The sequence below is a fragment of the Porphyrobacter sp. YT40 genome, assembly GCF_006542605.1.
In the GTDB taxonomy this organism is placed as follows: domain Bacteria; phylum Pseudomonadota; class Alphaproteobacteria; order Sphingomonadales; family Sphingomonadaceae; genus Erythrobacter.
Genome location: NZ_CP041222.1, coordinates 3,083,140 through 3,102,509 on the forward strand (window position 1 = coordinate 3,083,140; position 19,370 = coordinate 3,102,509).

The 19,370-nt window shown below is 66.4% G+C and carries 24 protein-coding genes; 17 read left to right on the top strand and 7 right to left on the bottom strand.

Annotated elements, in window-relative coordinates; translation table 11 throughout:
- Positions 1 to 15 precede the first annotated feature (15 nt).
- Both ctaD and coxB read right to left on the bottom strand, forming a co-directional pair.
- The gene (gene ctaD / locus E2E27_RS14505) at positions 16 to 1,728 is read right to left on the bottom strand and encodes a cytochrome c oxidase subunit I (protein WP_141460302.1); all 1,713 of its coding nucleotides are present in this window, start codon (positions 1,726 to 1,728) and stop codon (positions 16 to 18) included.
- A gap of 31 nt (positions 1,729 to 1,759) precedes the next feature.
- Positions 1,760 to 2,797 (bottom strand): cytochrome c oxidase subunit II, encoded by a 1,038-nt coding sequence (gene coxB / locus E2E27_RS14510; protein WP_141460304.1) that lies wholly within the window; start codon positions 2,795 to 2,797, stop codon positions 1,760 to 1,762.
- Positions 2,798 to 3,042: 245 nt separating this feature from the next.
- On the opposite strand from coxB, the gene pyrE reads away from it, so the two are divergent.
- The 10 genes from pyrE (at position 3,043) to E2E27_RS14560 (ending at position 9,734) form a co-directional block, all read left to right on the top strand.
- Complete coding sequence (gene pyrE, locus E2E27_RS14515) at positions 3,043 to 3,624, top strand: orotate phosphoribosyltransferase (protein ID WP_141460306.1); 582 nt, start codon at positions 3,043 to 3,045, stop codon at positions 3,622 to 3,624.
- Between the two features lie 8 nt (positions 3,625 to 3,632).
- Entirely contained in the window at positions 3,633 to 4,721 is a 1,089-nt protein-coding gene (locus E2E27_RS14520; RefSeq protein ID WP_141460308.1) for a serine hydrolase domain-containing protein, read from the top strand.
- Positions 4,718 to 5,467: a pyridoxine 5'-phosphate synthase gene (locus E2E27_RS14525; protein ID WP_141460310.1), complete on the top strand. Its 750-nt coding sequence runs from the start codon at positions 4,718 to 4,720 to the stop codon at positions 5,465 to 5,467. Before E2E27_RS14520 ends, E2E27_RS14525 begins: the two co-directional genes overlap by 4 nt.
- A gap of 2 nt (positions 5,468 to 5,469) precedes the next feature.
- Entirely contained in the window at positions 5,470 to 5,754 is a 285-nt protein-coding gene (locus tag E2E27_RS14530) for a pyridoxal phosphate biosynthetic protein (protein WP_141460312.1), read from the top strand.
- Positions 5,751 to 6,152 carry a holo-ACP synthase gene (gene acpS, locus E2E27_RS14535; RefSeq protein ID WP_141460314.1) on the top strand — a complete coding sequence of 134 codons (402 nt, stop codon included), beginning with the start codon at positions 5,751 to 5,753 and terminating at the stop codon, positions 6,150 to 6,152. The genes E2E27_RS14530 and acpS overlap by 4 nt, the downstream gene beginning before the upstream one ends.
- A gap of 11 nt (positions 6,153 to 6,163) precedes the next feature.
- A complete protein-coding gene (lepB, locus tag E2E27_RS14540) occupies positions 6,164 to 7,066 on the top strand; it encodes a signal peptidase I (RefSeq protein WP_141460316.1) in 903 nt (300 codons plus the stop codon).
- A 20-nt stretch (positions 7,067 to 7,086) separates the two neighbouring features.
- Positions 7,087 to 8,235: a DUF3089 domain-containing protein gene (locus E2E27_RS14545; protein ID WP_141460318.1), complete on the top strand. Its 1,149-nt coding sequence runs from the start codon at positions 7,087 to 7,089 to the stop codon at positions 8,233 to 8,235.
- Positions 8,217 to 8,705, top strand: a complete 489-nt coding sequence (gene ruvX, locus E2E27_RS14550; protein WP_141460320.1) for a Holliday junction resolvase RuvX — start codon at positions 8,217 to 8,219, stop codon at positions 8,703 to 8,705. Before E2E27_RS14545 ends, ruvX begins: the two co-directional genes overlap by 19 nt.
- A 158-nt stretch (positions 8,706 to 8,863) precedes the next feature.
- On the top strand, positions 8,864 to 9,346 hold the full coding sequence (locus E2E27_RS14555; RefSeq protein WP_141460322.1) for a PaaI family thioesterase: 483 nt from the start codon (positions 8,864 to 8,866) through the stop codon (positions 9,344 to 9,346).
- The gene (locus E2E27_RS14560; RefSeq protein WP_141460324.1) at positions 9,339 to 9,734 is read left to right on the top strand and encodes a PaaI family thioesterase; all 396 of its coding nucleotides are present in this window, start codon (positions 9,339 to 9,341) and stop codon (positions 9,732 to 9,734) included. Before E2E27_RS14555 ends, E2E27_RS14560 begins: the two co-directional genes overlap by 8 nt.
- Before the next feature lie 26 nt (positions 9,735 to 9,760).
- Here E2E27_RS14560 and E2E27_RS14565 read toward each other — a convergent pair whose 3' ends face one another.
- From E2E27_RS14565 to cobS, 3 genes are all read right to left on the bottom strand, one after another.
- Positions 9,761 to 11,944: a transglycosylase domain-containing protein gene (locus tag E2E27_RS14565; protein ID WP_141460326.1), complete on the bottom strand. Its 2,184-nt coding sequence runs from the start codon at positions 11,942 to 11,944 to the stop codon at positions 9,761 to 9,763.
- 45 nt (positions 11,945 to 11,989) lie between these two features.
- The gene (locus E2E27_RS14570) at positions 11,990 to 12,850 is read right to left on the bottom strand and encodes a hypothetical protein (protein WP_141460328.1); all 861 of its coding nucleotides are present in this window, start codon (positions 12,848 to 12,850) and stop codon (positions 11,990 to 11,992) included.
- 67 nt (positions 12,851 to 12,917) lie between these two features.
- Positions 12,918 to 13,907 carry a cobaltochelatase subunit CobS gene (cobS, locus tag E2E27_RS14575; RefSeq protein WP_141460331.1) on the bottom strand — a complete coding sequence of 330 codons (990 nt, stop codon included), beginning with the start codon at positions 13,905 to 13,907 and terminating at the stop codon, positions 12,918 to 12,920.
- A gap of 115 nt (positions 13,908 to 14,022) precedes the next feature.
- On the opposite strand from cobS, the gene E2E27_RS14580 reads away from it, so the two are divergent.
- A complete protein-coding gene (locus E2E27_RS14580; RefSeq protein WP_141461938.1) occupies positions 14,023 to 14,862 on the top strand; it encodes an oxygenase MpaB family protein in 840 nt (279 codons plus the stop codon).
- Here E2E27_RS14580 and E2E27_RS14585 read toward each other — a convergent pair.
- Positions 14,859 to 15,539 (bottom strand): winged helix-turn-helix transcriptional regulator, encoded by a 681-nt coding sequence (locus E2E27_RS14585; protein ID WP_141460333.1) that lies wholly within the window; start codon positions 15,537 to 15,539, stop codon positions 14,859 to 14,861. The genes E2E27_RS14580 and E2E27_RS14585 overlap by 4 nt on opposite strands.
- A gap of 67 nt (positions 15,540 to 15,606) precedes the next feature.
- Here E2E27_RS14585 and E2E27_RS14590 point away from each other — a divergent pair, with 67 nt between their 5' ends.
- From E2E27_RS14590 to E2E27_RS14600, 3 genes are read left to right on the top strand one after another with little or no spacing between them, the layout of a single operon-like run.
- Entirely contained in the window at positions 15,607 to 15,978 is a 372-nt protein-coding gene (locus tag E2E27_RS14590; RefSeq protein WP_141460335.1) for a DUF1428 domain-containing protein, read from the top strand.
- A gap of 3 nt (positions 15,979 to 15,981) precedes the next feature.
- A complete protein-coding gene (locus tag E2E27_RS14595) occupies positions 15,982 to 16,608 on the top strand; it encodes a glutathione S-transferase family protein (protein WP_141460337.1) in 627 nt (208 codons plus the stop codon).
- Positions 16,605 to 17,081 (top strand): VOC family protein, encoded by a 477-nt coding sequence (locus E2E27_RS14600; RefSeq protein WP_141460339.1) that lies wholly within the window; start codon positions 16,605 to 16,607, stop codon positions 17,079 to 17,081. The genes E2E27_RS14595 and E2E27_RS14600 overlap by 4 nt, the downstream gene beginning before the upstream one ends.
- Here the strand turns inward: E2E27_RS14600 and E2E27_RS14605 are convergent.
- Positions 17,078 to 17,671 carry a DnaJ domain-containing protein gene (locus E2E27_RS14605; RefSeq protein ID WP_141460341.1) on the bottom strand — a complete coding sequence of 198 codons (594 nt, stop codon included), beginning with the start codon at positions 17,669 to 17,671 and terminating at the stop codon, positions 17,078 to 17,080. The genes E2E27_RS14600 and E2E27_RS14605 overlap by 4 nt on opposite strands.
- A gap of 97 nt (positions 17,672 to 17,768) precedes the next feature.
- Here E2E27_RS14605 and E2E27_RS14610 point away from each other — a divergent pair, with 97 nt between their 5' ends.
- Genes E2E27_RS14610 through E2E27_RS14620 form a run of 3 tightly spaced genes read left to right on the top strand, consistent with a single transcriptional unit; the run spans position 17,769 to position 19,362 of the window.
- Positions 17,769 to 18,017: a BolA family protein gene (locus tag E2E27_RS14610; protein WP_502705519.1), complete on the top strand. Its 249-nt coding sequence runs from the start codon at positions 17,769 to 17,771 to the stop codon at positions 18,015 to 18,017.
- Entirely contained in the window at positions 18,014 to 18,487 is a 474-nt protein-coding gene (locus E2E27_RS14615; protein ID WP_141460345.1) for an NUDIX hydrolase, read from the top strand. Before E2E27_RS14610 ends, E2E27_RS14615 begins: the two co-directional genes overlap by 4 nt.
- Entirely contained in the window at positions 18,484 to 19,362 is an 879-nt protein-coding gene (locus E2E27_RS14620; RefSeq protein ID WP_141460347.1) for a pirin family protein, read from the top strand. Before E2E27_RS14615 ends, E2E27_RS14620 begins: the two co-directional genes overlap by 4 nt.
- The last annotated feature ends 8 nt before the right edge of the window (positions 19,363 to 19,370 follow it).

Sequence of the window (19,370 nt, forward strand, 5' to 3'; positions counted from 1 at the left end):
GATCACGCCCCGCCCTTAGGCGGTGGCGGGACGGTGATCGTGGTAGTCCATGCTGTCGGTGATCACCGGCAGGGTTTCGAACTGGTGGTAGGGCGGCGGGCTCGGCAGGGTCCATTCGAGCGTCGTCGCGCCTTCGCCCCACGGGTTGGCTTCGGCCTTCTTGCCGGCGACCAGCGCGTAGAGGATGTTGACGAAGAAGAACACCATCGAACCGGCCATGATGTAGTACCCGTAGGTGCTGATCTCGTGCCAGAAATGATAGGCTTCCGGATAGTCGGGATAGCGACGCGGCATCCCCTGCATGCCCAGGAAGTGCTGCGGGAAGAAGATCACGTTCACGCCGACGAAGAAGGTCCAGAAGTGGATGTGCGACAGGAGCTCGGAATGCATCCGCCCGCTCATCTTCGGGAACCAGTAGTAGAAGCCCGCGAACATCGAGAACACCGCGCCCATCGACAGCACGTAGTGGAAGTGCGCCACGACGTAGTAGGTGTCGTGCAGGTTGTCGTCGATCCCGCCATTGGCGAGCACCACGCCGGTCACGCCGCCCACGGTGAACAGGAAGATGAAGCCCATCGACCAGACCATCGGCGACTTGAAGCTGAGGCTGCCGCCCCACATCGTCGCGATCCAGCTGAAGATCTTCACGCCGGTCGGCACCGCGATCACCATCGTCGCCGCGGTGAAGTACATCTTCGTGTTCACGTCGAGGCCCACGGTGTACATGTGGTGCGCCCAAACGATGAACCCGACCACGCCGATCGCGACCATGGCGTAGGCCATGCCGAGGTAGCCGAACACCGGCTTGCGGCTGAAGGTCGCGATGATCTGGCTGATCATGCCGAAGCCCGGCAGGATCATGATGTAAACCTCGGGGTGGCCGAAGAACCAGAACAGGTGCTGGTAGAGCACCGGATCGCCGCCGCCCGCCGGGTTGAAGAAGGTGGTGCCGAAGTTGCGGTCGGTCAGCAGCATGGTGATGGCAGCAGCCAGCACCGGCAGCGCCAGCAGCAGCAGGAAGGCGGTGACCAGCACCGACCACACGAACAGCGGCATCTTGTGCAGGGTCATGCCCGGCGCGCGCATGTTGAAGATGGTGGTGATGAAGTTGGTCGCACCCAGGATCGAGCCTGCGCCCGCAAGGTGGAGCGAGAAGATCGCGAAGTCGACCGCCGGGCCGACCGAACCGCTGGTCGACAGCGGCGCATAGACCGTCCAGCCCGTGCCCGCGCCCGGCCCGGTGCCACCGGGAACGAAGAGCGAGAACAGCAGCGAGAAGAAGCCCGCCACGGTCAGCCAGAAGCTGACGTTGTTCATGCGCGGGAAGGCCATGTCCGGCGCACCGATCATCAGCGGCACGAACCAGTTGCCGAAGCCGCCGATCATCGCCGGCATGACCATGAAGAACACCATGATGAGGCCGTGCGCGGTGATGAACACGTTCCACATGTGGAGCGCGGTGTTCACATCGCTCGCGCCGCCCATCAGCTGCGCCCACCAGCCGAGGTACTGGATGCCCGGCTCGGCCAGCTCGACGCGCATGATGCCCGAAATCGCGCCGCCCACGATCCCCGCGATGATCGCGAAGATCAGGTACATCGTGCCGATGTCCTTGTGGTTGGTCGACATGAACCAGCGGGCGAAAAAGCCCGGCTTGTGGTCCGCGTGATCGTGAGCGTGATGCTCCTGATCGTGATGGGCGTCGAAGCCTTCTGCGGTGGTTGCCATGATCAGCTACTCTTCTGCTTCTTGATTATGTTCAGTTGGCGGCGGCGGGAGCGGCGGTTTCCGCAGCAGCGGGAGCCGCAACCTCGGCTTCCTCACCCGGCATCGTGCCGCCCTGCGCACGCACCCATGCGGCGAATTCGGCCGGCGGCAGCGCTTCGACCGCGATCGGCATGAAGCCGTGACGCGCGCCGCACAGTTCCGAACACTGACCGTAATAGACGCCCGGTTCGGGGATCGTGAGCAGCTTTTCGTTCAGACGGCCCGGCACCGCGTCCATCTTGAACCACAGCGAGGGCACGGCAAAGGCGTGGATCACGTCGCTCGCAGTGGTCTGGATGCGCAGCGGCACACCCGCGGGCACGACCATGCGGTTATCGACCGCCAGCTGACCGGGCTCGCCGCGCTTGGCCGCTTCGGCCGGGTCGAGCATGTTCGAGATCACTTCGATGTCGCCGTGATCGGGATAGGTGTAACCCCAGTACCACTGATAACCGGTCGCCTTGATGGTGACGGCATCGGCGGGCGGAGTCTCGTACTGACGCGCCAGCAGCGTGATCGAGGGCACGGCGATGATCACCAGAATGATCACCGGCACGATCGTCCAGATCACCTCGATCGCGGTGTTGTGCGTGGTCTTCGACGCGACCGGATTGGCGCGGCGGTTGAAGCGCATCACCACGTAAAGCAGCAGGCCCAGCACCAGCAGGCTGATCGCGGTGATCACCGGCAGCAGAATCCAGTCGTGCATCCACAGGGCGTATTCGCCATTGGCCGAATACTGGTCCTGGAAGTGCATGCTCTTGAGCGCATCTTCTTCATAGGAGGTCGGCATGCCCTTGCCCGCGGTCGGGGCCATCGGGGTATAGCTCCCCTCGCCAGCGGGCGCAGCAGCGGCCTCGGCAGGGGTCAGATTGCCGGCACCCGCTTCGGCACCGGGCGCGGTCTGCGCACCGGCGACCTCGCCAGCCTCAGCAACAGCGGCCGGGGCAGCAGCATCCTGTGCCGCAACGCTCAGCGGCGCAAAGGCCGCAAGCCCGGCTGCCATCAGCGCCAGGAGTGAGTTTTTCATACGGGTGTCCCTCTGACCCATGAGAATGTGTCCAGTTGGTTCGAGTCTGATCCCATGCCGCCTGCCGCATCTGGCCCCTCGGACCTGCCACAGACGGCGTCTGGCCAGCACATAGGCCAACCTGAACCTCGCCCTTAGCCGCGCTTGCCGAGGGCCTCAAGCGCTTCTAGGGAGAAAATTATGCAAGCCGCCATGTGGCGCGCGCAAGTCGGCCATTTCCCCTACGTTTTCCATGAGGAAGCTTTGTGACGCAAGAAGAAGTTCTCGCCGAATTCCGCCAGTCGGGTGCCTTGCTGGAGGGGCATTTCAAGCTCTCGTCGGGGCGGCACAGCGGCCATTACCTGCAATGCGCAAGGGTGCTGATGAACCCTGCACGCGCGGCACGGCTGGCCGAGGCGGTGGTTGCGGGCATCCCTTCGGAAGTGCGCGAGCAGGTCCACGTCGTCGTTTCCCCGGCGATGGGAGGGATCATCATCGGCCATGAGGTTGGCCGCGCGCTGGGCAAGGACGCGCTGTTCCTCGAGCGACCCGAGGGCGTGTTCCACCTGCGGCGCGGCTTCGCGCTGGCCAAGGGCGCGAAGGTGCTGATGGTCGAGGACGTGGTCACCACCGGCCTCTCGAGCCGCGAAGCCATCGCCGCCGTCGCGCGCGAGGGCGGCGAGGTGATCGCCGAATGCGCAATCATCGACCGTTCCTGCGGTTCGGTCGATCTGGGCGTGCCCTTCTATCCCCTGCTCGCCATTGATTTCCCGACCTATGACGGATCCGACATCCCGGCGAGCCTGGCAGCCGTAGAGGTAACGAAACCCGGCAGCCGGAAGGAATAACCCCGACCATGATCCGCACCTTTGCCACATTGCTGGCCATCAGCCTGCCGGCCGCGGCGGTCGCGGGGGATTTCCCCTCCGACCGGGTGACCGCGGTGATCAATGCGGCGGGCTTCGAGGGCGATGTGGCCATAGCGGACAGCATCAAGGCCAGCGACTATTCCGCTGCGCGCTACAGCTATGTCGGTCTGCTGCCCGAGCCTGATCGTGGCTGGCCCGACGGGCTGACATGGCGCTGGGCCTCGGTCACCAAGCAGGTCATCGCGATTCTCGTGATGCGCGAGGTCGAGCGCGGGACGATCGATCTCGACCAGCCGGTCGCCACCTACCTCCCCGCCTTTGCCTCGGCCAATGCGGGCACGGCCACGATCCGCAACCTGCTCCAGCATCGCGCGGGCCTGCCAAACCCGGATGCGGGCGAGGAAATGGGCTTGCCTGCCTTCTACCGCAGCGACTTCACGGGCAGCCGCGATCCGCTGACCGGTTTCTGCGCCGGCCCCGTCACCGGCGAACCGGGGGGAGATTGGGCCTACAACAATTGCGATTACATGGTCCTGGGCGCGGTGCTGGAAGCGGTGACGGGCACAAGCTGGGACAAGCTGTTCCTGCGTGACATCGCCGAGCCGCTCGGTTTCGAGTTCGCCGGTGCCTATCCCGGTGAGCAATTCACCCGCTGGGGCATTGTCGACGGCGCGCGCGAGCAGGAAATCGACCTTTCGACCTATAGTGCCGCCGCCGGGCTCTACGGCCAGCCCGACGATCTCCTCAAGCTCGACACCGCCCTGATGCGTGGGGAGTTGCTCGGCCCCGAAGCGCTCGCCGAGATGTGGCGGGGCGATCCGGCGCTGGGCTACATGGCGCTCGGCCAATGGGTGTTCGAAGTGCCGCTCAAGGGCTGCGATGACCCGGTGAAGATCGTCGAACGCCGCGGCGATGTCGGCGCGGTGCAGGTGCGCAACTTTATCCTGCCCGACAGGCAGATGGCCGTGGTCGCCTTCTCGCAGAAAAAGCCATTCGATTTCGGCGAGGTGTGGCAGGGAAGCGGATTTGCCCACGATCTTCTCGCCGCGGCTGCCTGTCCGGTGGAGACGCCATGACCCTTGTGCCCCGCCCCTTGCGCCTCGGCGTCAATATCGACCACGTCGCCACCATCCGCAACGCGCGGGGCGGTGACCATCCCGATCCGGTGCGCGCGGCGGAGATCGTCGCCAGCGTGGGCGGTGACGGCATCACCGCGCACCTGCGCGAAGACCGCCGCCATATCCGCGACGAGGATCTCGCCCGCATTCAGGCGGCGACCAACCTGCCGCTCAATCTTGAAATGGCGGCGACGCCCGAGATGCTTGCCATCGCCTTGCGCCACAAGCCCCACGCCGCCTGCATCGTCCCCGAAAAGCGCGAGGAGCGCACCACCGAGGGCGGGCTCGATGCGGCGGGGATGCACAACACGCTAGTGCCGATCTGCGAAGAACTGCGCGCGGCGGGTATCCGCGTCTCGCTGTTCATCGAGCCTGACGAGCGACAACTCGATGCCGCGCTGCGCCTCGGTGCGCCGGTGGTGGAATTCCACACCGGCGAATATGCCCACGCCTTCCTCGACAACGACGCCGAGCGCGTGACCCGCGAGCTGCGCCGCATCACCGACATGGCCGCGCTCGCCGCCAAGAACGGGATCGAGCCGCACGCGGGCCACGGGCTCACCTTCGAAAACGTGCAGCCGATTGCCGCGATCCCGCAGCTGGCTGAGCTCAACATCGGCCATTACCTCATCGGCGAGGCGGTGTTCGTGGGCCTCGAAAACGCCATCCGCCGGATGCGCGACTTGATGGACGAGGCGCGCTAGGCGTGGCCGAGCCTGACCTCCCTGCCCTCACCGGCGAACAGAAGCGCTGGGCCTTCGCCGCCGCTGCGCTGTTCCTGCTGGCGGTGGGCTTTCTCGGCTTCGCGCTCAACACCGGCGTGATGCAGGTCTTCGCGGTCGGCTGGGTGGCGCTGATGATCTTCGGCTTCGTCGGCGCGGGCCGCGTCGCCAAGGGCGACTTCGCGCACCCGCTGTTCAAGGCGCAGGTGATGCTCCACGTAATCGCGGTGGGGTTGCTGGTGGCGGTTATTGTAAGGGCATTCAAGTGATCATCGGCCTCGGCAGCGACCTCTGCAATATCGAGCGCATCGCCAATTCGCTCGAACGCTTCGGCGAGCGATTCGAGAACCGTGTCTTCACCGAAGTCGAAATCGCCAAGGCGCGCCGCCGCCCCTTCACCATCGCGGGCACCTATGCCAAGCGCTTCGCCGCCAAGGAGGCTTTCTCCAAGGCGGTCGGAACCGGCTTTCGGCGCGGGGTGTTCATGAAGGACATCGGCGTCGTCAACGCCCCCTCGGGCGCGCCGACGCTGGCGCTCGCGGGCGGGGCGGCTTTGCGGCTTGAAGAAATGACGCCGAAAGGCCATGAGGCGCGCATACATCTGACGCTTACCGACGATCACCCCTGGGCGCAGGCCTTCGTCATCATCGAAGCCGTTCCCCTTTGAAGAGCCCTCCCATGGCAACCCCCATCGCAACCGACGAAAGCCCGAGCGTGACTGACAGCGACGCAACCGACAAGGTCAACTGGCTCGCCGAAATCCGGGGCCTCGCGCTGATGCTGCTGGCGGTGCTGGCGTTCCACAGCCTCGTCGCCAAGCCGTTCTACATCCCCTCGACCTCCATGATGCCGACCCTGTGGGTGGGCGACCGGTTGGTGGTGAGCAAGTATCCCTATGGCTGGTCCTGGGCCTCGGCGAGCTTCCACCTGCTGCCGCGCGGCAGCTGGCGGATCTGGCCGGCGACGCCGGAATATGGCGACATCGTGATACCGGTGCACCCGGACGAGGATATCGACTATATCAAGCGCGTGGTCGCCCTGCCGGGCGACCGGATCGCAGTGAAGGATGGCGTGATCATCCTCAACGGCAAGCCGATCCAGCGCGAGGTCGTGCCCGCGGTGCGTCTGCCGTTCGAGCCCGAACTGATGTGCCGCGATGAAAGCGGCGAGCGCGCCTGCCTTCAGGCCTTCGAGCAGTATCGCAAGACCGGCTCCGACGGGCGCGACTATTTCGATCCGCCGACCTGGCGCGAAACCCTGCCCAACGGCGCGACCTATCTCACCATTGATTACCGCGATCAGGACCTCGACAATTACGACGAGATCACCGTTCCGGCGGATTCGGTCTTCGTGATGGGCGACAACCGCGATCTTTCGGCCGACAGCCGCGCACCGGCGATTGCCGACGGGCTTGGCGGGCCGGTGCCGATGGCCAATATCGGCGGGCGCGCGGAGTTCATCACCTTCAGCCTCGACGGTTCGACCAACTGGAACCCGGCGACATGGTTCTCCAGCCTGCGCAGTGACCGGGCGTGGACGACGCTGCGTCCTGCGATAGCCGAGGGCAAAGCCGCCCAATAGGCAGGCGAGACACACCGGACATGGCCCGCAAGTTCCTTTATTTCGTCGCTGCCTGCATCGTGCTGGTGATCGCGGGCGCTTTTGCGCTGGCGCTGTTTCCGGCGCAGCTGACCAGATGGGCGACGGTGCCTTCGGTCGACTTCGCCCCCGTCGCGCCGATGCAGGCCAATGCCTGGGAAGACCCCGCCCTGTGGTATTCGCGCCCCGGCATCGGGGTGAGCGATCCGGCGCGCTGGCAACCGGCCTATGCCGAGGATCGCGGCGCGCTGCCCTCCCCGTCAGAGCCGCCCGCGCGCGATTTTGCGGTCTTCTTCATTCACCCCACCAGCTATGTAAACCGCACCAGCTGGAACGCGCCGCTGACCGGCGGCGGCGATCCCGAGGCCGAGCGTATCGCCCGCATCTATCTGCGCGGCATGGCGAGCCCCTTCAACGCGGCCAGCGAGATCTGGGCCCCGCGCTATCGGCAGGCCACGATGGGCGCCTTCCTTACCGACGCGCCCGAGGGCAGCCGAGCGATCGACGCCGCCTATGCCGACGTGCGCGAGGCGTTCCGGTATTTCCTGTCATCGGTCGATCCGCAGATGCCCATCGTGCTGGCGGGCCATTCGCAAGGGGCGCTGCACCTGAAGCGCCTGTTGGCCGAGGAGGTGCAGGCCACGCCCGTCGCCACGCGGCTGGTGGCGGCCTATGTGATCGGCTGGCCGGTCTCGGTGGAGCATGATCTCCCCGTGATCGGCTTCCCGGCCTGCGCCGCGCCCCTTCAGACCGGCTGCATCGTCAGCTGGTCGAGCTTTGCCGAGCCGGCCGATCCAGCGCTGGTGCTCGAAGCCTATGGCACGACTCCGGCGCTCGATGGCGATGCGCCGGGGGACAGCCCGATGCTGTGCACCAATCCGCTCACCGGCGGTGTGGGCGGCAGCGCGCCTGCCAGCGCCAATCTCGGCACGCTCGTGCCCGAGGATTCGATGCAGAGCGGCAAGCTGGTGCCCAGTCTCGTTCCCGCCCGCTGCGCGCCCAGCGGCCTGCTGCTGATCGGCCCGCCGCCCGAAATGGGCGCCTATGTGCTCCCGGGCAACAATTACCACGTCTACGACCTGCCGCTGTTCTGGGCCAACACCAAGGCGGACGTGATCCGGCGGGCGGACGCATGGACGCCCCCGGCCTGATCTTCGAAGACGCGCGCGCCTTCGGCGAGGCCGTGGGGGAAGCGGGCGGCGCGCTGCTCGGGCTCGACCTCGGCACCAAGACCATCGGCACCGCGACCTGCGATGCGGGATGGCGCTTTGCCACCAATGGCACCACGATCCAGCGCGGCAAGTGGGGCCGCGACCGCGAGACCTTGGCGGCGCTGATCAAGAGCCGCGCGATCCGCGGGATCGTGCTCGGCCTGCCGCGCAACATGGACGGCTCCGAAGGCCCGCGCGCGCAGGCCAGCCGCGCCTATGCAAGGAACTGCGCCGAGGCCTTCGCGCTCCCCGTGCTGCTGTGGGACGAGCGCTGGTCGACCCAGGCCGCCGAAGCCGCGATGATCGGACAGGACATGAGCCGCGCCAAACGCGCCGCCGCGATCGACAGCCATGCCGCCGCGGTGATCCTGCAAGGCGCGATCGACCGGCTGGCGGGGGGCGTGCTGTAGTCTAGCCCCTTCCCCGAGGGGAAGGGGTTGGGGATGGAGGCTCCGCGGTCGATAGGGCAGAGCCCCCACCCCCCGGCCTCTCCCCGCTGGGGAGGGGAGTTGCTCTCTCCCAATTCGACCGTTGCGCGCCGCGCGTCCTTGCCCCTATGCGCCATGCCATGACCACACCCCCCTCCCCCCGGTTCGACGCGCGTGAGGCCTCGAAATGGTTCTTCCGCCACGGCCACACCGGCTGGCTGGGTCTGCGCTTCACCGATCAGGGCGACAACTGGGTCGAGCTCGAATTGCCCTGGCGCGAGGATCTGCTCGGTGATGCCAGCCGCCCGGTGCTCGCCTCGGGTCCGATCATCAGCCTGATGGACATGGCGAGCGGCATGGCGATCTGGCAGACGCGCGGCACCTTTGCGCCGGTCGCGACGCTCGACCTGCGGGTCGATTACCAGCGACCCGCGCGCGAGCGGGCAAGCGTGCGCGGGCGGGTCGAATGCTATCGCCTGACCCGCTCGGCCGCCTTCGTGCGCGGGATCGCCTATGACGAGATGATCGAAGATCCGGTCGCCAACGTTGCGGGCGTGTTCATGACCATCGGCGCCGATCCGCGATCCGCCAACCCGGCGGTGCAAGGGGGCGGCGATGCCTGAGGCCTTGGAACTGCCCGCCTATGCCCGCTCGCTCGGGATCGTCGCGACCGGCGACAGCGAGGGCGGGATGCCGGTGCTGACGGTCGATTTCGGCCCGCTGGTCGAAGGCCGCCCGCAGCATTTCCATGGCGGGGCGACCGCGGGCCTGCTCGAGAACGCGGGCTATGCCGCGCTGCGCACCGCGCTGGTGGCGGCGGGGCGCGATCCGGTGATGAAGCCGATCAACATTACCGTCCAGTATCTCGCGGCGGGCAAGTCGCAGGCCAGCTTTGCGGTGGGGCGAATCACCCGGCTGGGCCGGCGCAATGCCAATGTCACCGTGGAAGCCTGGCAGACCGACCGTGCGCGCCCCATCGCCACGGCGGTGATGAACATCCTGATGGTCTGAGGCCTGCGCCTACCCGCCGCGCCGGATCACGGTGGCGGCTGCGCGCTCGGGGCAGGTGCAGGCTGGATCACCACCCCGCCCCCGTCGAGCCGCAATTCGATCGGCACGCCGTCCTGCCGCAAGGTCATGCCTTCGCGGTCCACCTCAAGGCTGGTGCCGTCTTCACCCAGAGGAATCTCGCCGCCCTCGGGCACGTCGAGCGGCTGGACCGGGCCTTCGGGGTCGGGCGTGTCCTCCGCCACCGGTGCGGGCGCGGCGTCGATCTTCAGCGCGGCGCGCATGAAATCGGCCCAGATCCTCGCGGGCAGGCTGCCGCCGGTGATGCCGTTCAGCGGGGTGTTGTCGTCATTGCCGACCCACACCCCCACCACCAGATCGCCCGCATAGCCCACGAACAGCGCGTCGCGGTAATCCTGCGTGGTGCCGGTCTTGCCGTAATTGGCGATCGGCAGCACGGCATTGCGCCCCGTCCCGCGATTGATCGCGGCGCGCAGCATCCCTTCGAGATCCTCGTGCGTGCCGTTCGACATGGAATCGGTGCGGGTGGTCAGCCATTCGAGCCAGCTCTGCTCGCCGCGCGGGAAGGCGTGGGGTTCGACCGGGTATTCGTTGGCGGCGATCCCGGCATAGGCCGCGGTCAGCTCCATCAGCGTCATCGAGGACGTGCCGAGCGCAAGGCTCGGGTCGCCCTCGGTCATCGGCGATGTGATGCCCAGCCGCCGCGCGGTGCGGATCACTTTCTCGCTGCCCACCGCCTGAAACAGCCGCACCGCCGCGACATTGCTCGAAGAGGCGAAGGCATCTTCCAGCGTGATCTGGTCGGAATAGCGTTCCCGCGCGTTCTTGGGGCGGTAAGACCCTTGCGTGATCGGGGTGTTGGGGATGGTGTCGTCCGGCTCCCACCCGTTCTCCAGCGCGGCGAGATAGACGATGGTCTTGAAGGTCGATCCCGGCTGGCGCTTGGCCTGCGTGACCCGGTTGAAGGGCGATTTGCGGTAATCGCGCCCGCCCACCATCGCCACCACCTCGCCATTGCGCCGCATCGCCACCAGCGCCACCTGCGCCTTGCCCAGCGGCGCGCGGCCGACGATCCGGCTGGCGAGCGCCTGCAACCGCGAATCGAGCGTGGTGGTGAGCGTCTGCTTCGAATAGCTCGCCTCCATCCCCTCGCGCGCCAGCGGCAGCGCCCAGTCGGCGAAATAGGTGCCGGTCGGCAGATTGTCGTCGCGGGTGCGCACGTCGATGCGCGGATCGGGTAGCGCCCGCGCCTCGGCCTCGGTCAGATAGCCGACATCGACCATCGACTGGATCACCAGATCCATCCGCCTCTTCGCCTTGTCGTAATGCTTGGTCGGCGCATAGCGTGAGGGCGCCTGCAACAGCCCCGCCAGCATCGCCGCCTGTTCAGGGCGCAGTTTTTCGGGCTGGCGGTAGAAGTAATGCAGGCTCGCAGCGCGCAACCCGTACTGGTTGTCGCCGAAATAGGCGTTGGAGAGGTAGCGTTCGAGGATTTCGTCCTTGGTCAGCCAGCTTTCCATCCACAGCGCGATCAGCGCTTCGCGCGCCTTGCGGCTGACGGATTGTTCGGGGGTGAGGAAGGTGAACTTGGCGAGTTGCTGGGTGATCGTCGAGCCACCGCCATAACCCGTCCACGCCGCCCGAGCGATGCCGCGCGGGTCGATGCCCCAGTGCGAATAGAACCGCCGGTCCTCGATCGCGAGGAAGGCCTCGACCACGTGCGGCGGCAGGTCGGCGACCTTGACCGGAGCCTCCACCACCGCGCCCTGTCGCGCAATGGGCGTGCCGTCGCTGGCGAGCAGCGTCACCTGCGGCGGCGCGATGGGCTCGAGGCTCTTGGAAAGCGGCGCGGTGATCGCCAGCCAGCCGATCAGCGTGACGAACAGCGCCAGCGCCGCCAGCACGCCCCGACCCGTCCACCACCACTTGCTGCGCGCGCGCCAGTAGTCGCGCTGCCACCAGCGCAGGCGGCGCCTTTCCTCACCCTCAAGTGCCTCGTCGATCTCGCCGAGCCGCGCGTCCCAGGTTTCGTAATCGGGCGTGGCCGAGACCTTCGGGCGCGGGAGATCGTCGTCGTCTTCGTCATCGACAGGGCGGCTCGATTCATACAGCGGGAAGAATCCCGCAGGCGTGCCCGGCCCATCGGAGGCATCGGCACGGGAGCCTTTCCAGAATCGATCAAACAGCGCCATGGGAGGGCTGTGTTATCAGGATAGGACACTTGGGGGCAAGAGGGACTAAAGCTTGCGCTTTTCGGGAATGGGGTAGACCCGCACCTCGTCGCTGACCTGTCGCCAGCGGAACCTTGCCGAGTTGTCACGCCGGTTGGTTTCGAGCAATTCGATCTCGATCCCGGCAAACGGGCTGTAGGCCGACTTTTTACCGACGGCGAACACGTTCTTGCGGTTCAGCGTGATGTCGCCAATCCGCAGCGAATCGAACTGGTCGACCCATTCATCGTCGATGAGGATCTTGAGCTCCAGTTCGGCCCAATCTTCCCTGACGGTCGCCAGGCTGAGGAACGCCGAATTGCCCTCCCCGATAAGCGCGCCGCGCTTTTCCTCGTAAGGCTGTGCGGGGATTTCGCCGAGGTCGATCACCTTCTTGCCATACCCGAGTGCCAGCGCGCGATCGAGCTGGCCGTCTCCGTCGCTGTCTTCGAGGCACAGCTGACCGTCGCGCAGGCTCTTGGTGAGGTCGTTGAGTTGCTGAAGCAGGATCGGCAGTCCCTCGTTGCGCGCCTTGTTGCGCGAGCGGACGCAGAACGGCTGGCGCCAGACGTCGGTCTCGCCAGCCTTCCTGACCATCACCCGCGGTAGCAGGGTGCCCGCCTTGATCACGGTCTGCTGGCCGCGGAACGAGAGCGTCACGTCCTCATCAATGCGCGTGGACGAGGGCCAGAGCAGCGGAAAAAGCAGGACGATGCCGATTTCCTCGAACACCTCCTCGCCGCTTCCTGCCATTGCCGGCACGAAGACGGCCGGAACCTGCCGGAATTCGACATCGGGGCCATCGGCCTCCTGCGCTGCCAGCGGGCCTGCCAGACATGCCGCGACAAGAGCCGCCAGACCTGAACCGAGCGCGCCGCGCATGACCATTTGTTGCCCCCCGAATGTCAGGACAAAATAGCCGGGAGCGGCCCGGCGTCAACGCGAATTCAGGCGATTACCGCTTCTTCGCCGCGCCTTCCGGCAGGTCTTCGCCGAAGACGCGCTGGTAGTATTCGGCCACCAGCGTGCGCTCCGCCTCGTCGCACTTGTTGAGGAAGGAGAGGCGGAAGGCGAAGCCGGTCGACTTGAAGATCGCCGCGTTCTGCGCCCAGGTGATGACGGTGCGCGGGCTCATCACGGTCGAGATATCGCCGTTGATGAAGCCTTGGCGGGTGAGTTCGGCCACCTTCACCATGTCGGCGATCAGCTTGTCATCGGCCTCGGGGGTCTTGGACTTGACGATCTGCTGCTCCACCTCGGGCTTCAGATAGTTCAGCGCCACGACGATGTTCCAGCGGTCCATCTGCGCCTGATTGATCGCCTGCGTGCCGTGATAGAGACCCGAGGTATCGCCAAGGCCCACGGTGTTGGTGGTGGCGAACAGCCGGAACCACGGGTTCGGCGTAATCACCCGGTTCTGGTCGAGCAGCGTCAAGCGGCCATCGAATTCGAGGATGCGCTGGATCACGAACATCACGTCCGGCCGGCCCGCGTCATATTCGTCGAAGGTCAGCGCCACCGGGTGCTGGAGCGCCCAGGGCAGAATGCCTTCCTTGAACTCGGTGACCTGAAGCCCGTCCTTCAGCACGATCGCATCGCGCCCGACCAGATCGATGCGGCTGATATGCGCATCGAGGTTCACGCGGATGCTCGGCCAGTTGAGGCGCGCGGCGACCTGTTCGATGTGGGTCGACTTGCCGGTGCCGTGATAGCCCTGCACCATCACCCGGCGGTTGTGGGCAAAGCCTGCGAGAATCGCCAGCGTGGTGTCGGGATCGAAGACATAGGCGCCGTCGGTCTCGGGCACGTGCTCGCTGCCTTGCGAGAAAGCGGGCACCTGCCAGTCGACATCGATGCCGAAGACCTCGCGGACATCGACCGTGGTGTCGGGCTGGGTGGGCAAGGCGCTATCGCCGGCGACAGTGTTCTTGGAAGCTGAAGTCATCACGCGGTTCGGTTAGAGCGCAAGGGCAAAGCCTGCAAGCGGTGGTTTGCCCCCGCGCGCTGGCAATTTGACGAGCGTGCCTTTCACGCCCCCCGATCGTCCCTATATTCGCCTCATGCCCGATCCGGTCGAATCGCTGCGCCTGAAGCTGGTGTCCCAGGTGCGCGGCGTGTTTCACGATGCGAGCAAGGGCCAGACCCCCACCCCGCCCTCTGACGACGCGCTGTTCGCACGCGATACGCCGATCCGGCAGGTTCACGCCGATATCGTCGGCATGATGACCGGCGGGGTGCGCGCGCTGCTGTTGCAGATGCTCCATCCGGAGGCGCTCCAGGGCGTGCTCGACCATTCCAATTTTCGCGAGGACATGCACGGGCGGTTGCAACGCACCGCGCGGTTCATCGCTGTGACCACCTTCGGCCATCGCGACGAGGCGCTGAAGGCGATCGCGCGCGTCAACCGCATCCACGCGCATGTCGGTGGCACGCTGCCCGATGGCACCCGTTATGAAGCGACCAATCCGAGGACTCTGGCGTGGGTCCACGTGACCGAGGCGCAGAGCTTCCTCGCGGGCTATCTCCGCCACGTCCGCCCCGATATGCCGGGCCACGAGCAGGACGAATACTATCGCCAGTTCGCGGTGATCGCGCGAATGCTGGGCGCTGATCCCGTCCCCGAAACCCGCGTCGAGGCCGAGCGCATTTTTCGCGAGCTGCGCCACGATCTCGCCACCTCACCGCAAGCGCGCGAGGTCGCGCAGCTGGTGCTGAGCCAGCGGCCCAAGGGCACGCCGGTCGCGGTGCAGACCATGATCACCGCCGATGCCGTCGCGATGCTGCCCGATTGGGCGCGGCAGATGCTGCGGTTGCAACGCCCGGTGCTGACCGCCCTCCCGGCCCGCGCGGCGACCTGGGGCATGGGCCGGACATTGCGCTGGGCGTTCCGGCAGACCTAGAGCTTGGGAATGTCGAACAGGCTGACGAAATCGAGCGCCGCCGCCCGTTCGCCGCTGATCGCCAGCGCGCCGTCCTTTTCAAGGGCCTCTGGCGCGACCTTGCCGTAGAACAGCGCCACCAGCACCTGCGCATCGCGCGCAGTGAAGGCGAAGTCCGGGTCCGCTAGCGGGCGGCGCGCGATCGGCAATTGCCCGTCCTTGAGCCGCGCGAGGAAGGTCTCGCCGGCAATGTCGAAGCCGATCCACGCCTTCCGGTCGCCCGCGCGGGCGGGATCGATCATCGTGCGCAACGACAGCATCATCGACACCGCCGACATCGGCAGCGTCGGATCGTGATCCGGCGAGAGCGCCGCCCAGCGCCCCAATTCCTGCAACAGCGGCTCGGCGCGATAGCCCCATTCGGTGAGTTCGTAGACCTGCGTCGCGGCCGGGGGCGGCAGCTGGCGGCGGGTGAGCACGCCGCTCGCCTCCAGCCCCGCCAGCCGCTCGGTCAGCACCTTGGCGCTGATGCCGGGGAGGCTGGTGCGCAGATCCGAAAAGCGCCGCCCGCCCAGCATCAGCTCGCGCACGATCAGCATCGCCCAGCGCTCGCCGAGCAGCTCAAGCCCGAAGGCTGTGCCGCAGGCGTCGGCATACCATCGACCATGCGCCGCTGTAGTTTCCTTTGGTAACTTCATCGTTGCTTTAGGTAACCAATGCGCGCACATTCGGCAAGGATCGAGTCGCGATGGAAGGAGGCAGTCGATGTATGTTCAGGGTTTCGTGATCCCGGTTTCCGAAGGTAACCAGGATGCCTACCGCGATGTCGCGGCCAAGTTCTGGGCAATCGCCAAGGATTACGGCGCGCTTTCGCAGATCGAATGCTGGGAGGCCGACGTGAAGGATGGCCACACCACCGACTTCCGCCGGGCCGTGCAGGCGCAAGGCGACGAGAAGATCGTCTTCTCGTGGATGACCTGGCCCGACCGCGCCACTGCCGAGGCCAGCCACGAAAAGCTGATGGCCGATCCGCGCATGGAAACCGAGTTCGGCGCGCCCGACGGCAGCGACATGCCCTTCGACGGCAAGCGCATGATCATCGGCGGGTTCGAGCCGCTGTTCATCGGGGAGGTCTGAACAATGGCCGCCTTCACCTTCTACACCGTCGCCATGAGCCGCGGGCAGATGTCGCGCTGGGCTTTGCACGAGGCGGGCGCGGATTACGAACAGGTGGTGTTCGACTGGGCAACGCGCCCTGCGATCCTAAAAAGCCTCAACCCGATGAACAAGGTGCCCACCTTGGTACATCATCATGGCGGGCATGATCACGTCGTCACCGAATGCGCGGCGATCAACCACTACCTCGCCGAAACGCATCCCGAAAAAGGGCTGCTTCCCGACGCGCACGAGCGTGCCGCATATTTCCGCTGGCTGTTCTTCGCCGCCGGGCCATTGGAGCAGGCGATCATCGGCAAGGCGATGGGCTGGGAGGTGCCCGAGGGAAAGCAGGGCATGGCCGGTTTCGGCAGCCTCGACCTCGCGCTCGATGCTGTCGAAAGCTGGCTCAAGGCCAACGATTTTGCTGCGGGCAGCCGCTTCACCATGGCCGATACCTTTTTCGGCAGCCAGTTCGTCTGGGGCCTGAGGTTCGGCACGGTGCCCGAACGCCCCGTCTTCCGCGCCTATGTCGAGCGCATCACGCAGCGCCCCGCCTATGCCGAGGCCAATGCCATCGATGCGGCGATCATCAAGGGAGCCGCGCCATGACCGCCAAGACCACCATCTGCGTCTGGTACGACACAGAGGCCGAGGCTGCGGCGCATTTCTACGCCAGCGTCTTTCCCGATAGCCACGTGGGCGCGGTGCACCGCTCGCCGATGGACAACCCCGGCAACAAGGCGGGCGATGTCATGCTTGTCGAGTTCACCATCTGCGGCACGCCCTGCATCGGCCTCAACGGCGGCCCGATCTTCCCGCACACCGAGGCTTTCTCGTTCCAGATCGCCACGGATACGCAGGAGGAAACCGATCGCTACTGGAACGCGATCGTCGGCAATGGCGGCGCGGAAAGCGCCTGCGGGTGGTGCAAGGACAGGTGGGGCGTGAACTGGCAGATCACCCCGCGCATCCTTACCGAAGCCCTCGCACAGGGAGGCGAAACCGCGCGGCGGGCGTTCGGCGCGATGATGCACATGCGGAAGCTCGATCATGCCGCCATCGCGTCGGCGATTGCCGACTAGGCCAGCGCGGCGCTTTTCCTGAGCAATTGATAGGCATCGACCACCGCCGTCAGCTGCGCCTCGTGCCGCCGGTCGCCGCCGTTGCGGTCGGGGTGGTAGCGGCGCACCAGCTCGGAATAGCGCCGCCGCAGCCGGGTGCGGTCGGTGTCGGAGCCGAGGCCCATGACCTCGAGCGCGCTCGCCTCCTCGCGGCTGAAACGGCCCGCCGCGGCCATCCGCCCCTCGCGCTCTGCCCGCGACTTGATGCCGCGTGCGCGGGCGCTGATCGCATCCAAGGGATCGGCATAGTCGGCCCAGCGCGGCGCGTCGGCAATCCCGGCGGTGGGGCGGAAGACGCGACTTTCGGTTTGCCAGCCTGAAATGGGCGACTGCGCGCGAATGATTTCTTCGGCGCTGAGGCCCTCGAACCAGTCGTATCCCGCGTTGAATTCGCGCACGTGATCCAGACAGAACCAGCGCCATTCGCCAGGCCCGTCGAAGCCGTGCGGGCGACGGCCGGGCGCGCGGAATTCGCCCGCCTCGCGGCAGCCGGGGGCCTCGCATTGGCGCCCCGGGCTCTCGACGCGGCCGTGAAATCGTGGTGAAGGCATAGGGGCCAAGAATGGCGATTGGGGACCCAAGTTCCAACCCCGAATTGGCCCGCAACGCTTGCAAAAAAGGAAAAACCCGATGTCCGTAGCCGAGGAAATGCGCGTTCGATTGACCGAGGCCTTCGCGCCCACGCGGCTCGCGATCATCAACGACAGCGCCAAGCATTCGGGCCACATGGGCGACGACGGATCAGGTGAATCGCACTTCACCATCGAGATCGAGGCAGCGGCCTTTGCGACCATGAATCGCCTCGCCCGCCAGCGCGCGGTGATCGCGGCGCTCGGCGATATCGTCGGCCAGCGCGTCCATGCGGTTGCGATCAAGGCGGGCGCGCCAGCCGAATGAGCCTCGAGGATCCCGATAGCCTCAACCCCGCCCTGCGCCTGCGCCGCGCGGCGCGGCTGATCGTGCTCGACCCCGAAGGCCGCACGCTGATGTTCCGCTATGACGTGCCGGGGCGCGAACCCTTCTGGGTGACGGCGGGCGGCGAGTGCGAGCCGGACGAAAGCTTCGAGGATGCGGCGCGGCGCGAACTGCTGGAGGAGACGGGGATCACCGCCGATCCGGGCCCGCAGATCGCCCGGATGACGCCCGAATTCGTCACGGTCGAAGGCGAGCCGGTGCAGGCCGACGAGCGCTTCTTCCTCGTGCGGGTCGCCGAAGCGGCGATCGACACGGCGGGCCACACCGCGCTCGAACAGGCATTGATGACGCAGCACCGCTGGTTCACCCGCGCCGAACTGGCGGAGTGGAAGGAACCAATCTTTCCTGCCAACCTTGCCGACATGATCGCACAGCAGGAGCCCGGTCCATGATCACCCAGACCATCACCCCAGTCACGCACGATCTGGGCGCCTTCACCGTGCGCCGCGTGCTGCCCTCCAAGGCGCGCACGATGGTCGGCCCCTTCATCTTCGTCGACGAATTCGGTCCGGCCGACCTCACCGGCGACGGCATGAACGTGCGCCCGCATCCGCACATCAACCTCGCCACCGTCACCTGGCTGTTCGACGGTGCGATCGACCACCGCGACAGCCTCAGAACCTTCGCCACGATCCGCCCCGGACAGGTCAACCTGATGACCGCCGGGCGCGGGATCGTCCATTCCGAGCGGAGCCCGCAAGGCGAGCTCGCAACCAATCCCGGGATGTTCGGGATGCAGACCTGGCTCGCCCTGCCCGACGGGCGCGAGGAGATCGACCCGGCGTTCGAGGCGGTGAAGGATCTGCCCGTGGTCGAGGACAGCGGCGCACAGGCGCGCGTGATCATGGGCGAATTGTGGGGCACGCGCGCGCCAACCACGACCTATGCCCAAACGATCTATGCCGACATCGTGCTCGAAGCCGGCGGCGCGATCCCCCTGGACTCCGAGGCCGACGAGCGCGCGGTGATGCTGGTCGATGGCAGCGCGGCGGTCGATGGCGTGGCGCTGGAGCGTTATCAGCTGGCGGTGCTGGCACCGGGCACCGCGATGCGCCTCTCCAGCGAAAGCGGCGGGCGCGTGATGCTGCTCGGCGGCGAGGCTTTCGCCACCAAACGCCACGTGTTCTGGAACTTCGTCAGCTCGGACCGCGAGCGGATCAATCAGGCGAAGGACGATTGGCGCGCGGGCCGCTTCCCGCTCGTCCCCGGCGATGAGGAAGAATTTATCCCCTTGCCCGACAAGCCCAAGACCGTCAGCTATCCCTGAAAGCACAG